General features: G+C 66.4%; 14 protein-coding genes. 10 read left to right on the plus strand and 4 right to left on the minus strand.

What is annotated here, in order from left to right; all coding sequences use genetic code 11:
* Positions 1–21: 21 nt before the first annotated feature.
* Positions 22–1,233, minus strand: coding sequence for a CaiB/BaiF CoA transferase family protein (locus ACOGI4_RS05835; protein ID WP_419842983.1), 1,212 nt, complete (start codon positions 1,231–1,233; stop codon positions 22–24).
* 164 nt (positions 1,234–1,397) lie between these two features.
* Between ACOGI4_RS05835 and ACOGI4_RS05840 the strand changes: the two genes are divergently transcribed.
* Positions 1,398–2,234, plus strand: coding sequence for an SDR family oxidoreductase (locus tag ACOGI4_RS05840; protein WP_419842984.1), 837 nt, complete (start codon positions 1,398–1,400; stop codon positions 2,232–2,234).
* A gap of 78 nt (positions 2,235–2,312) precedes the next feature.
* Here ACOGI4_RS05840 and ACOGI4_RS05845 read toward each other — a convergent pair whose 3' ends face one another.
* The 3 genes from ACOGI4_RS05845 to ACOGI4_RS05855 are packed head-to-tail and all read right to left on the minus strand — an operon-like array spanning position 2,313 to position 5,031.
* Positions 2,313–2,900 carry a class I SAM-dependent methyltransferase gene (locus ACOGI4_RS05845; RefSeq protein ID WP_419842985.1) on the minus strand — a complete coding sequence of 196 codons (588 nt, stop codon included), beginning with the start codon at positions 2,898–2,900 and terminating at the stop codon, positions 2,313–2,315.
* Positions 2,897–4,090: a branched-chain amino acid ABC transporter permease gene (locus tag ACOGI4_RS05850; RefSeq protein ID WP_419842986.1), complete on the minus strand. Its 1,194-nt coding sequence runs from the start codon at positions 4,088–4,090 to the stop codon at positions 2,897–2,899. Before ACOGI4_RS05850 ends, ACOGI4_RS05845 begins: the two co-directional genes overlap by 4 nt.
* Positions 4,087–5,031 (minus strand): branched-chain amino acid ABC transporter permease, encoded by a 945-nt coding sequence (locus ACOGI4_RS05855; RefSeq protein WP_419842987.1) that lies wholly within the window; start codon positions 5,029–5,031, stop codon positions 4,087–4,089. The genes ACOGI4_RS05850 and ACOGI4_RS05855 overlap by 4 nt, the downstream gene beginning before the upstream one ends.
* 60 nt (positions 5,032–5,091) lie before the next feature.
* Between ACOGI4_RS05855 and ACOGI4_RS05860 the strand changes: the two genes are divergently transcribed.
* From ACOGI4_RS05860 to ACOGI4_RS05900, 9 genes are all read left to right on the plus strand, one after another.
* On the plus strand, positions 5,092–6,447 hold the full coding sequence (locus tag ACOGI4_RS05860) for an amidohydrolase family protein (RefSeq protein ID WP_419842988.1): 1,356 nt from the start codon (positions 5,092–5,094) through the stop codon (positions 6,445–6,447).
* Entirely contained in the window at positions 6,444–7,265 is an 822-nt protein-coding gene (locus tag ACOGI4_RS05865; protein ID WP_419842989.1) for an S-methyl-5'-thioinosine phosphorylase, read from the plus strand. The genes ACOGI4_RS05860 and ACOGI4_RS05865 overlap by 4 nt, the downstream gene beginning before the upstream one ends.
* A gap of 75 nt (positions 7,266–7,340) precedes the next feature.
* A complete protein-coding gene (gene paaA / locus ACOGI4_RS05870; RefSeq protein ID WP_419842990.1) occupies positions 7,341–8,261 on the plus strand; it encodes a 1,2-phenylacetyl-CoA epoxidase subunit PaaA in 921 nt (306 codons plus the stop codon).
* Positions 8,258–8,869: a metal-sulfur cluster assembly factor gene (locus ACOGI4_RS05875; RefSeq protein ID WP_419842991.1), complete on the plus strand. Its 612-nt coding sequence runs from the start codon at positions 8,258–8,260 to the stop codon at positions 8,867–8,869. The genes paaA and ACOGI4_RS05875 overlap by 4 nt, the downstream gene beginning before the upstream one ends.
* Positions 8,866–9,138 (plus strand): 1,2-phenylacetyl-CoA epoxidase subunit B, encoded by a 273-nt coding sequence (locus ACOGI4_RS05880; RefSeq protein WP_419842992.1) that lies wholly within the window; start codon positions 8,866–8,868, stop codon positions 9,136–9,138. The genes ACOGI4_RS05875 and ACOGI4_RS05880 overlap by 4 nt, the downstream gene beginning before the upstream one ends.
* Positions 9,139–9,148: 10 nt before the next feature.
* A complete protein-coding gene (gene paaC / locus ACOGI4_RS05885; RefSeq protein ID WP_419842993.1) occupies positions 9,149–9,985 on the plus strand; it encodes a 1,2-phenylacetyl-CoA epoxidase subunit PaaC in 837 nt (278 codons plus the stop codon).
* Between the two features lie 335 nt (positions 9,986–10,320).
* The gene (locus ACOGI4_RS05890; RefSeq protein WP_419842994.1) at positions 10,321–10,662 is read left to right on the plus strand and encodes a hypothetical protein; all 342 of its coding nucleotides are present in this window, start codon (positions 10,321–10,323) and stop codon (positions 10,660–10,662) included.
* The gene (locus tag ACOGI4_RS05895) at positions 10,659–12,125 is read left to right on the plus strand and encodes a hypothetical protein (protein ID WP_419842995.1); all 1,467 of its coding nucleotides are present in this window, start codon (positions 10,659–10,661) and stop codon (positions 12,123–12,125) included. The genes ACOGI4_RS05890 and ACOGI4_RS05895 overlap by 4 nt, the downstream gene beginning before the upstream one ends.
* 14 nt (positions 12,126–12,139) lie before the next feature.
* On the plus strand, positions 12,140–12,553 hold the full coding sequence (locus tag ACOGI4_RS05900) for a hypothetical protein (protein ID WP_419842996.1): 414 nt from the start codon (positions 12,140–12,142) through the stop codon (positions 12,551–12,553).
* Positions 12,554–12,559 lie beyond the last annotated feature (6 nt).

Raw genomic sequence — 12,559 nt, forward strand, 5'->3', positions numbered from 1 at the left:
ACCCGCAAGGGGCCTCAAGCGTCAGCCGATGGTGCCAGCGGCGAAGAGAGCGTCGATCTCGGCTTCGGACATGCCGGCGGCAGCCAGCACGTCACGGCTGTGCTGGCCCAGCTTCGGCGACGGGCCTCGCGGCCCGACATCGGCGGTCGCGAACCTCATCGGAATGCCGACGCTGCGATAGGCGCCGATGTCGGGGCTGTCGAGCGCGGGGAACATCCCCAGCGCCTCGGCCTGCGAATCCTCGACCACCTCGTGCAGGCCCAGCACTGGCCCCCAGATGATGCCCTCGGCGTCAAAGATCTCGCCCCACTCGTCGCGGGTGCGATGGGCCAGAGCCTCGTCGATGCCGGCGACGATCTCGGGCATGTTGGCGAACCTGCCGCGGATGTCCGCAAAGCGCTCGTCTTCGAGCCAGTCGAGCCGCTCGATGACACGGCACAGCAGCGGCCACGCGCTCTCCTGGGGCATGTTGAGCACCACCCACTTGCCGTCCCCGCAGCGGTAGCGATTCGCCGTCGGAATGATCATGTTCTCCCGCGCCCGCTGGCGCAGCGGCGCCCGATCCATCGCGGTGATGGCGTAGTCGGCCGCCTGTGTCCACACCGCCGTCTCATACAGCGACGTCTCGACCACCTGTGCGCTGCCGGTTCGCTCGGCCAGGCGAAGTGCAGCGAGCACGGCGCCCACCAGCGCCAGGCCGGTGGTGTGGTCGCCCTGGGCCGGACGTGCCATCGGCACTGCGCCGTCGGGTCCTTCCCGCATCGCGTCGTAGATGCCCGAGCGGCCGAAGAACGCCGTCACGTCGTAGCCGGGGCGCCACGCCTGCGGCCCGGTGGTGCCGTAGCCGGTCAGCGTGGCATGCACGATGCGCGGGTTGGCCGCCGTCACCGTGGCCGGGTCCAGCCCGAAGCGTTGCTGGCGGTGGACGAGCAGGTTGCACATGAACACGTCTGCGTCCGCCACCAGCCGGTGAACCACGGCCTGGCCTTGCGGCGACGCCAAGTCCACGGCAATCGAGCGCTTGCCTCGGTTGTCCACGTCGAACTGGAAGTCGTAGTCCTTGATCTCGGGCGGCAGCTTGGCCGGGCGGCTGAAGCCGCGGGCGGGGTCGCCGTCGAGCGGTTCCACCTTGACGACGTCCGCGCCGAGATCGGCCAGGATCGCCCCTGCTGACGGTGTGGCCATCCAGCTGTCCACCTCGATCACCTTCACATCGTCCAGCGGTGCTGTCATGGACCCTCCTGCCGTCGTGTGAGTCTGTCTGAGCGAGTCTGTCGGCTGCGTGAGCATGACTGCGCCAACCTGAAACCGCGCGGCGAGCGGCGCTGCGGCACGCCTGCGTCAAGACTCCATGTGTCTCGGGATGTCTCACGTGTGCGCTACTACGCTGCGCGGCCATGGAACTTGCAGGGAAAGTGGCCGTTGTCACCGGCGGAGCGAGCGGGATCGGCGAGGCGCTCGTCGAGCGTTTTGCGGCCGAAGGCGCCAAAGCGCTGGTGGTCGTCGACCGCGACGAAGCCGGAGCGCAGGCGGTGGCGGATCGGGTCGGCGGCGCCGCGGTCGGACTCGACGTCACCGACGAGCAGGCCGTCAAGCAGGTCGTGGCCGACACGGTGGCGGCCCATGGCGCGCTCGACGTGTTCGTGTCCAACGCCGGCTACGTGACCGAAGGCGGGCTGGAGGTGTCCAACGAGGAGATCCAGCGCATGTGGGAGGTACATGTGCTCTCGCACGTGTATGCGGCCCGCGCGGCAGTGCCCGTCATGGTCGAGCGCGGCGGCGGCTACCTGCTGAACACTGCCTCGGCGGCGGCCTTGCTGACGCAGATCGGCTCGTTGCAGTACACGGTCACCAAAGCCGCAGCCGTCGCGCTGGGCGAATTCTTGTCGATCACCTACGGCGACCAAGGCATCGTGGTGTCGATGCTGTGCCCGCAGGCGGTAGAGACCAACATCCTGGCCAACAGCCCAGACCGCACCGGCGACCCCGGCCAAGAGCGCGGCACCACCGGCGTGGCCGCGGCCGACGGCGTTCTGCAGCCAGAACAGCTGGCAGACACCGTCATCGAGGCGATGGCGGCCGAGCGCTTCTTGGTGCTGCCACATCCGCAGGTGCAGACCTACCGCGAGCGCAAAGCCTCCGACATCGACCGGTGGCTGTCGGGCATGCGACGGTTCCAGAGCCGCCTGTACGCCGGCACACCCGCAACACCGGCTGACTGGCTGCTCAGCTGAACCGCCGGCGAGGGCTGACAGGCTGCTGGGGGCTGACCTGCCGAAGACTCACCTGCTGGCGACTCACCTGCTGAAGCGTCATGCGGTCCGGCGAGCGACCAGCCGTGCTTCGTGGCGGTGGCCGAACCAGCGTTCCTCGAAGCTGACAGTGCGCAGTCCGACGCACAGTTCGGGCAGCTCGCCGCGCTCCACCAGGTAAGCACGCCCAGGGCGAGCGTTGTACAGCAGGTTGTCCACTGTGGCGATCTGCACCAGTGCGAGGCCGTCGGGCACGAGCAGTCCGGACAGCGCGCCGAGCAGCGGCCGATGCAGGAAATTGCTGCACACAACTGCGTGCCATCGGGTGGCGCTGCCGAGTTCAGCAGCCGTCGGCGGCGGCTCGGCCTCCAGATCGGCTTGCACGGTGCGCAGTTGCAGGCCGCGTTCGCTTGCGGCGTTGCGAGCGATGTCCAAGGCCCGCTGGGAGACGTCGACGAGGGTGGTCTCGATGCCTTGTGCCGCCAGCCAGAGCGCTGTGCCGCCGGCGCCGCCTGCAAGGTCCAGCGCAGTAGGGCAGCCCGCCAGCAGTTCGGCCCAGCCGGTGACGAACTCGCTGGGCGGCCCTGGCTCGTGCCGATCCGCATACTGCGCCTCCCACCGTGCGTCCCACCGTTGCGCAGCAGTCATGCGCTGAAGCTCCGGGCTGCCTGCACCCGACGGCTGCGCGCGTAGGCAGCGGCCAGCAACAGCACTGCATACAAGAAGAACTCGGACTTCACGAGACCGATCCAGCCGCCCTGGGTGACCCAGCCAGGCCGATCGGCGAGCCAGACGGGCAGCAGCACTAGCACGGTCGCCGCCGGCAGCGTCATGATGAGCCGACCGCCGCCGATGGCGGTGCTGCCGAAGGCGACGGTGAGTGCGAACAGCTTGATCGACAGCTCCTCGGGATACAGCGACTGGTCGTTGAAGTTCACCGGCACCAGCATGAGCGCCCCCGCAAGGCCGGCCAGACCGCCGCTGAGGCTCACCCCGGCCAAGCGCAGCCGGTACACCGGCACTCCGAACGCTGCCGCTGCGGTCGGCTCGTCGCGGGTGGCCACCAGCGCCCGTCCGATCGGGCCGCCCAGCACGCCACGCAGCAGCCAGAATGCCACGGCGACCCAGGCCGCCACGACCCAGAACTCCCAGATGTGCTCGTCGTTGGCTGCGATGCCGGTCCAAGCCGGCGCGATGAACTCCCCGTCGAGCAGCACCGGCAGCGGGCCGTCCAGCTGACGCAGCACGATCGGGAATGCGACCGCTGCAGACAACGTCAGCAGTGCCAGGAACGCCTTGGGCAGCCGCAGCGCCGGAATGCCGAGCAGCAGACCCACAGCGCAGCCCGCCGCAATCCCGGCCAGCGGCATCGCCAGCAGCGGCACGCTGTAGTCGTTGACGGCGTGCAGCGCTGCGTAGGCCCCTACGCCTGTCAGTGCTCCGTGGCCGACCGAGAGCAGTCCCATGCGATGCGTCAGCAGCCAGAGCCCCGCGAAGACGAGGCAGAACGCTGCCAGTCGCGTGAACTGGGTAACGAACGTCGACGTGGCTCGCAACGGCACGACGACAGCCAATGTCGCGGTCACGACGACGGAGGCCATCGTCGCCAACGAGGTCCAAGAGGTTCGCGACGTCCACGAACTCCACGCAGCATTCGAACCTCGCCGCGGCGCGGCAGGCTGCTGTTCGCTGGGTTCGGGCTGCTGCTCGTCGGACTGCTGCTCGTCGGGCTGCTGCTCACTGCGATCGGGCGGCAGCAGGGCGCCGGGATCTGGCAGCACCGGTCGGAACACGCTTGGCTCGGGCCCGGACCGCGACATGGGTTCGGCGTCGGTCACGGCCCGAGACCGGCACTGGCTGCCTTGCGCCGCACGAGGCCCGCCGGTCGCACCGACAGCACCGCGATCAGCACGCCGAGCGCCCACACCAGCGTGACCTGGTAGTCGATGAAGCCGACGTAGCCCGCCATCATCGTCTCGCTGAGCGCGAACAGGTAGCCGCCGGCGACAGCCAATGCTGGGCTGCGCAAACCGCCGAGGGTGGCGGCCGCGAGGCCGAAGACCAGCAAGCGTTCCATCATGTCGGGCCGCACATGCAGCTCGCCGGCGATGAGGCCGCCGGCCAAGCCGCCCAAGGCGGCCGCGGCGGCCCAGCCGCCCATCACCACCCGCTCGACCCTGATCCCCACCAGTGCAGCGCTGTCGCGCTGAGAGGTGACCGCCCGGAACGCCACGCCGATCTTGGTCGAACGCTGCACCAACGCGAGCAGGCCGATGGCTGCCAGCAGCGTGAGCGTCAGCCCGACGGTGTCGAACCACAGCCGAGCACCGCCGATGTCGAAGTGGTCGGTGCGGTCCTGCGGGAACGGCGAGCCCAACACCCGCATGCGGCCGCCGAAGTGCTTGACCACGAACACGCCGACGAGCAGGTACAGGCCCAGCGTCGCTCCGACGGTCGGTACTGGATCACCTCGCATGGGCCGGATGACTGCGTACTCAGCCAAAGCGCCCGCCGCAGCCGACACCACGACCGCTCCGGCGACTGCCGCCCAGATCGGCCACGGCGTCGCGAACGGCGTCAGCCAGCCCGAGAAGGCCACGCCGGGGTCCGCGCCGGCAGCGAACACCACCGCGATGTACGCAGACAGCATCGCCAGCTGTCCTTGCGCGAGGTTCAGCACCCCGGTGGATGCGAACACCACCGAGATCGCCAGCGCCAACGCTGCGTAGGCCGAGCCGTTGGCAATCGAGTCGAAGACCCGCTGCAAGAACAGGGTCACGGGGGCAGATTGTGTCACGCGCCGCGTCGTCGCAGGCCCTGCTGATGCGAAGATGGAGCGGTGCGTGACGCTGCCGAACTTGCATCTGCCGCCGCGACCGACATTCGCTACCTCGCCGAGGTCGTGCTGACCTGCGACGACGACTTCTCCGTGATCCAACGCGGCGCGGTGGACGTGAGCACCCACGGGCGCATCGCCTGGGTCGGCCCGGCCGCCGACGCACCGTCCACCGACGCGCCGGTGGTCGACCTCGGCGGCTTGCTGATGCCCGGCCTGGTCAACACGCATGCCCATACGCCGATGACGCTGGTGCGCGGCGCGGGCGACGGCCTGCCGCTGATGGACTGGCTCACCGAGGTGATGTGGCCCCGCGAGGGCCTCTTGCGCTCCGACGACGCGTGGTGGGGGATGACGCTGGGCACCGTCGAGATGCTGCGCTCGGGAATCACGACCAGCTGCGAGATGTACGCGTTCGAGCACGCGGTGATGGATGCCGCGCGGGCTGCGGGCATTCGGCTGGTCATGTGCCCGGGCGTCATCGCGACGCTGGATGCCGACGCATCGGGCAGCGTCTCGCGTCGTGTGGACGACGTTGCTGCGGTGTACGACGCCGAGCACGACCCGTCAGGCCTCACGACCGTCGGGTTCGCGCCGCACTCCGCTTACGACCTAGGCATCGACGCGTGCGCGGAGATCGCCGCGGCCGCACGCGAGCGGGATGCGCTGTTGCACATTCACCTCGCGGAGACCCGGACCGAGGGCGATGCGCTGTCCGCGGCCCACAGCGGCGCCAGCGTGCCCCGCCTGCTGGCCGATGCCGGCGTGTTCGAGGGGCGCGTGCTCGCAGCGCACGGCGTCTGGCTCGACGACGACGACATGGACCTCTGCGCGGCAGCCGGCGTTGCCGTGGCCCACTGTCCGATCAGCAACATGAAGCTCGGCTCGGGGGTGGCAAGGGTGCCGGAGATGATCGAGCGGGGCATCACCGTGTCGCTCGCTACCGACGGACCCGCCTCCAACGACAGCTTGGACCTGTGGGAGGAGGTCAAGGTTGCTGCGCTGCTGGCCAGGGTCGCCTCGCTCGACCCGACGCTGCTGGGCGCGCAGCAGGTGATCTCCATGGCGACCCGCAAGGGTGCTGAGGCCTTGGGCCTGCACACGGGCGTGCTGGCGCCTGGACGCTGGGCGGACATGATCCGCCTGGACATCGACGACGTGGCGTTCGTGCCGGTGACCGCGCCTGCCGAGCTCATTGCGCATCTGGCGTGGTGCGGGGGCAGCCGTCACGTCAGCGACGTCTGGGTCGGGGGCGAGCGAGTCGTCGCCGGCAGGGTGTGCCTGAGCGTCGACGAGTCACGGGCTCGCTACGAAGTGCAGCGTCGGGCACAGCGACTGGCCAAGGAGTCGGGAACATGAGCGATACCAGCGAGCACAGCCGATCGGCTTCGGCAGCCGAGTCGGTGCAGTCGGCCTCGGCAGCCCAGTCGGCTTCGGCAGCCGAGCGGCCACCGGTCGGGATCATCGCGGGGACGGGCTTCTACGAGCTTCCCGGCCTCGTCGATGCTGAGCGCCTCGCCGTGGGCACGGACTGGGGCCAAGCCCACGCCATGACCGGCCGTTGGCACGGGCGACGGATCGTGTTCGTGCCCAGGCACGGCGGCGACCACTCGATTCCGCCGTCGGCCATCAACTATCGCGCCAACATCGCCGCCTTCCGGGAGCTGGGCGCAAGCGCAATCGTGGCGGTCAGCGTGGTGGGCTCGATGGTGCCCGAGCGGGGGACCGGGTCGTTCCTGCTGCTCGACGATTTCTTGGACTTCACGAGCGGCCGCGCAGGGACATTCTTCGATCAGCCGGGCCAAGTGGTACACACCGACATGACCAATCCCTACGACACGTCGGTGCGGGCGGTGCTGGCCGCCGCTGCGCGGGCCGAGGGCATCGACATTGCACCGCAAGCCACCTACGTCTGCACGGACGGGCCGCGATTCGAGACGCCCGCAGAGATTCGCATGTACGCGCAGCTGGGCGGCAGCGTCGTCGGGATGACCGGCTGTCCCGAAGTCGCGCTGGCCCGCGAAGCGGCTCTTGCGTACGCCGGCATTGCCGTGGTAGCGAACATGGCTGCCGGAATGTTCGACGGCGAAGTTTCGCACGACGCGGTCTCAGAGGCGCTGGAGGCCACGAAAGCACCATTGTTCGCGCTGGTCGGCCGAGCGATTGCAGACCTCTGAGCGGCATCGTCGGCATGGTCCGCACGGCATCGGCCAGGGTCTTCGGCCTGCAAGGCGCTGTCGTAGCATGCGGGCATGCGCAGCTGGGACTCGATGGAGCATTTCGAGGCCTTCTTGGATGCCGGCGGCTTGGTGGAGCCTCACGACGCCATGCCGGACCCGTATCGCCAGGCCGTGTTCCGGTTCATTGAGCTGCATGCCAACAGCGAGTACATGGGCGGGCTGACTGAGCGGGACTGGATCGCCAAGGCGCCAGGGCTGGCGAACAAGCTCACTGCGCTGGCCAAGACCCAAGACGAGATCGGGCACGCGCACCTGCTGTACATGGTGGCGGCGGACATGGGCGTGAAGACCCGCGACGAGATGACCGACGACCTGCTGGCGGGACGCACCACGTTTCACAACGTGTTCCACTACCGGGCGCATTCGTGGGGCGATCAGATCGCTATCGCCTACTTGGTCGATGCGGCGGCGCTGGCCAGCCAGCAGGCTGTGTTCAAGAACTGCAGCTATGGGCCCTACAAGCGCATCCTGCGGCGGATCATCGCCGAGGAGGGCTTCCACATGCGCAACGGCGAAGAGCTGCTGCTCAAGATGGCCAAGGGCACGCCGCAACAGCACGAGATGATGCAGACCAGCCTCGACCGGTGGTGGTGGCCCTCTGTGCAGCTGTTCGGTCCGGATTCGGCGCCCGACGACGTGCTGCTGCGCTGGCACATCAAGTCCGAGCGCAACGAGGTGCTGCGGGATCGTTTCGTGAACAAGATGGTGCCGCAGCTGCTGGCGGCCGGGTTCACCATTCCCGACCCGGACCTGCGCCAGGACCCGGAGACTGGTCGCTGGACGAGCGGCGAGATCGACTGGGATGCGCTGAAGGCGGCGATCTCGGGTCGTGGCCCTGACAGTGCCCGGCGCTTGCGCGATGCACGCACGGCACGACACGGCGCGGCATGGGTGCGTTCAGCGCTGGACGAGGCTGCCGCCGTGCCGGCATGAAGGGTCGGCCGCGTAACGCTCCCGCCGTAGAGGCGGCGGTCGTCGGTGCGGTGTCGTCGGTGTGCGATCCCGAGTATCCCGAGATCACCATTGCAGATCTGGGGATCCTCGAACGGGTCTGCGCCGGCGACGATGGACGCTCGGTGCGCGTCGAGCTGGTGCCCACCATGTTGGGCTGTCCGGCCTTGGACGTGATCGCCCGCGACGTGACCGATGCGGCTCGTTCGGCGTGCGGCGCCAGCGAGGTGTCGGTGGAAGTGGTATTCGTCGCCGACCCGGTGTGGACTCCGGATCGCATCGCCCCAGCTGCAGTGGAGTTCATGGCTCGGGAGTACTCAGTTGCTGTCCGCCGTGCCCGGCCGCAAAGCGTCCGGTCAGATGGCGCCCAACCGGACGATGCCCAGCCAGACGATGCCCAGCCAGACGATGCTCAGCCGGACAATGCCCAGCCGGATGCTGTGTGCCCTGTCTGCAACAGCGCCGGGCTGGAGCATCGCTCGGACTTCGGTCCGACGCCGTGCCGCAGCGTGTACTGGTGTCCGAGCTGCCGCAACCCGGTCGAGGTGGTCGGCCGGAGTGCTGGACCGGCGAGCGTGTCGCGCAGATGAAGACCTATGAGGTGTTCCTCAAGCGCGCCGGCAAGGACCCGTTCATCCATGTTGGCGCCCTCGAAGCCCCCGACGACGATCTGGCGCTCAGCTTCGCCCGGGACTGCTACGCGCGCCGTTCCGAGGGGGATCAGATGTGGGTGGTGGCCCGGGACGACCTGCTGGTTGGCGACCCTGTCGAGCTCGAGATGGCGGACCGTGCGCACCGTCACAACGACGGTGCGTTGCTGAAGGATCTGCGCCGGGCCGACGCTTCATCGGCCTCGTGAACCCCGCTACATGACCACCACGCCCCACTCCGGCGCGGACGACGGGCGGCGTGAGTTCGTGCTGGCGTTCGCCGACGACGAACTGTGCATCGGTCAGAACTTGGCGTGGTGGATTGCGGTGGGCCCGTTCCTCGAGGAAGACTTGGCGCTGACCTCGATCAGCCAAGACGAGCTCGGCCATGCCCGTGCGCTGTACGGACTGCTCGGCGACGACGTCGAGCGGCTGGCCTACGGGCGTCAGCCGCAGGAGTATCGCAGCGCGCACATCGCAGAGCTGCCGTGTCGCGACTGGGGCGAGACGCTGGTGCGGCACTGTCTGTACGACACCGCCGAGACCGTGCGCTGGTCGGCCTTGGCGGATTCGTCGTGGGAGGCTCTGGGTGCGGTAGCGCGCCGGGCGCTGGCCGAGGAGCGGTCGCATGTGCGCCATGCGTCAGGGCTGGTGTCTCGGCTGCTGAGGACGGATGCGGGTCGGTCACGGCTGCTGCCGCTGTTCGAAGAGCTTGCGCCGATGGCCTGCGAGCTGTTCGACCTCCCGCCCGGCTGTTCGGCGCAGCGCCTCGTTGCTGCGGGAGTCATGGCACGCTCGCCGGGCGACCAGCGAGCCCACTGGCAGGCAACGGTCGACGAAGCCCTCGCTCCGACCGGCTGCCGGCCGTCGTGGCCGACGCGTGCCGGGCGCCCAGCAGCCGGTTCCGATGCGACTGGCCCGATGTCACCCGGTTCCGCCTTGACTGGTTCCGACACGACAGCCGGCGGCCGAGCCGGCGTGCGGTCGCCCCACTTCGCGAGCCTGCACGCCGAGATGGTGGAGGTGCTAGCCCTCGACCCATCCGCCCGCTGGTAGCTTCGCCATCCCACGCTGACGCCATGCAGGATGCCCCAGATGTTGAGACTCAAGCTCGCACGCTGGTTCGCATCTTCGCCGATGACGCGGGGCTGCCTCGCCGTGTTCGCCGAGAAGCTGGCGCTCTCATGCGGCTAACGACGACGCAGCCGCATCTCGCGCTCCTGCGACTTGAACAACTACGAAGGTCTGAGCTACCAGACCTTCCTCTTGTTGCACCTGAAGTTGACTACGCTCGCTGCGTCTCAGTCGAGACCTTCTGGAGACATCATCTTCACCCTGACCGAAAGGCGACATTTGCACGAGGCGCCGAAGCATATAAGTACCATTTGACAGTGCAGGAAGAGCCAGCAACTGCGGCCTTCAACGACCTGTCTGGTGATCCGATCCTATTGCCTGCGGAACACTCCTGGATGGTTCCAGCCGCAAATGTAGCAGAGACAGCTGGTTCCGCATTGAGGCGCCAGTTGCAACTCGGTGGGAGTCGGCCACCATTCATCATGTTCATCTTTCCGAAGGCGCTATTGTGCGCTGCTGGAGTCATGATACGTGAACCGCGTGGGTTCGATGCGTTGCCGGGAAGAAATCTGCAGTGGACTCCCGGTGGTGTTCCCGATGAGCGCGTAGACAACGACATTCCATTGCTGGCGCTCGGCTGGATTGAGTGGCGTCCGTGAGACTGCCACCGGTAGAACTTTACGGCGCTGTGCTAAACACGCTTTCAGGAATCGATTCACGACGACATTCTGCGACCCTGCTGATGTCTAGACTGGCCGGAAATCTGACTTCGCAGGAGGCGGAGTCCTTACCGAACGCCATCGCTGGTATCCTGCCGTTGCTCCGTAGTGATCTAGAACGACTCCGCTTCGCTTCTGAACTCGCCGTCGTGTTCGACCTTTTCGAGCTCGCTCACAACGTCGTCGAGCTAGCGGTTGAAACACACGATAGGCAATTGTTATTCCACGCGGCAGATCTTGCCGCGAACCCGGCGGTTGATTCATCAGTTCGACAGCGCATTGTAGACTTTAGCCTCACTATGTCCGAACAGCAACGGGCAATTCAGATTCGAGTTGACCCTTCGGCCGTGCCGGTGACTAGTGACGAACAGCGCTTGCAGTATCTGTCGTGGCCGGGCAGTCGCGTCGAGAAAACGGGCTTTGCACTGCCTCCGGTCGTTGTCGTCGATTCAGGACTCAGGGCCGATCTTGTTTTTCGCATGTCGGTTGCATTGATTGAGGCTGGTGCAACGGTCAGGCGATTAGAATCTAGAACCCAAATCCCTACATGGTTTGGCTCGGAAACAGGACTTGTGTGCAGCGAAGAGACTCGACGGCGCGTACGCGAGAAGTTTCCGGAGTTCCCCGAATCTCAGATCATCGTGCCTGACGGCGGCGACCTGCCAGATCGACCGCGGGACCAAATGCGTCTAATTCAGCGGCTTCAGAACGCCTTGGTAGGTGTGTTTCGGGAGCCAATACGATCGATTGATGTTGACTTCGGCATCGGCGAATCGTTATGGAAGCCAGAAGTCTTCACAGCGGGAATATACACGACGCGAGAGGCTGCGTTTCTCGCCGGCGCAAAATCTGACTGGTTGTATCGTCAACGGAAGCGAAATCTGCTGAAATCACTCGACGTTGATGGACCACGCTGGAATTTTCGCGACGTTGTCGCGGTGCGCGTTTGGCAGTACTTCAACTCACAGTCGCCAAAGTCAGTGTCTCCGAAGATCATCGGGACGATTGTGGACTTCACCGGTGCTAAGGATGCTGTAAGGCTCGGTGTAACCGCCGATGGTAAAATACTGGTCGATAGCGGCACAGGTTTCGAGGACCTGTCAAGCGGCCAGCGTGTCTTTGAGGACATCTCAATACAAGATGTTGATGATACGTTTCGACCATTTGTGGTCGGCGACGGCAGGGTTCCCGATCTCATCAATGCGACTGCCAACAGCACGCTTCACCCCAATTGTCTGCACGGCACACCGCACCTGACCGGATATCGCATTGCGGCCAAGGATCTTGCTAGTATCCATTTGGCCAGTAGTACGGAAGGCGTATTGCAAGCCTATCCGGAACTCCAAGGTGTCGATTATGATGATGTCGTGGGCGTTGGACGCCAACTCTTGGCACTGAAGTAAGTGGCCAGGTTGCCGTGAGAATTCTCTATGATGCTCGTCTGCCCCGTGGCTTGGAGGTTGAGGCTCGTGGTGCCGTCTCGCTAGTCCGGTGGACCGGCGATATGGTTACGGATGTAGAATTGGTGCAGACTGCAGCTGACGAACAATTCGATGGCGTGCTCTTTCTTGATCGCGACTCGCTTGCTCAGTACGATGTTCAATTGACCGCCAATAGCTTGGGCATGGCGCTGATCGCGGTGGAGGCAGGTAGTCCGTTTGAGGCGAAACGGCGAGTATTGAACAACATTATGCGGTTGCGGCGCGCGCTGGCAAGGCATGATTGCCTGCTCATACTTGCCGCTGAGGTGCGTCCGGTGGAGCAGCTTCGTGGCCGCGACGACGCTTCGGCTGCCATAATCGCTGAGCCTCGGGACTGGCGCGAGGCTTGAAGCAGA

Source organism: Candidatus Poriferisodalis sp. (assembly GCF_965205175.1).
In the GTDB taxonomy this organism is placed as follows: Bacteria; Actinomycetota; Acidimicrobiia; order Acidimicrobiales; family Poriferisodalaceae; genus Poriferisodalis.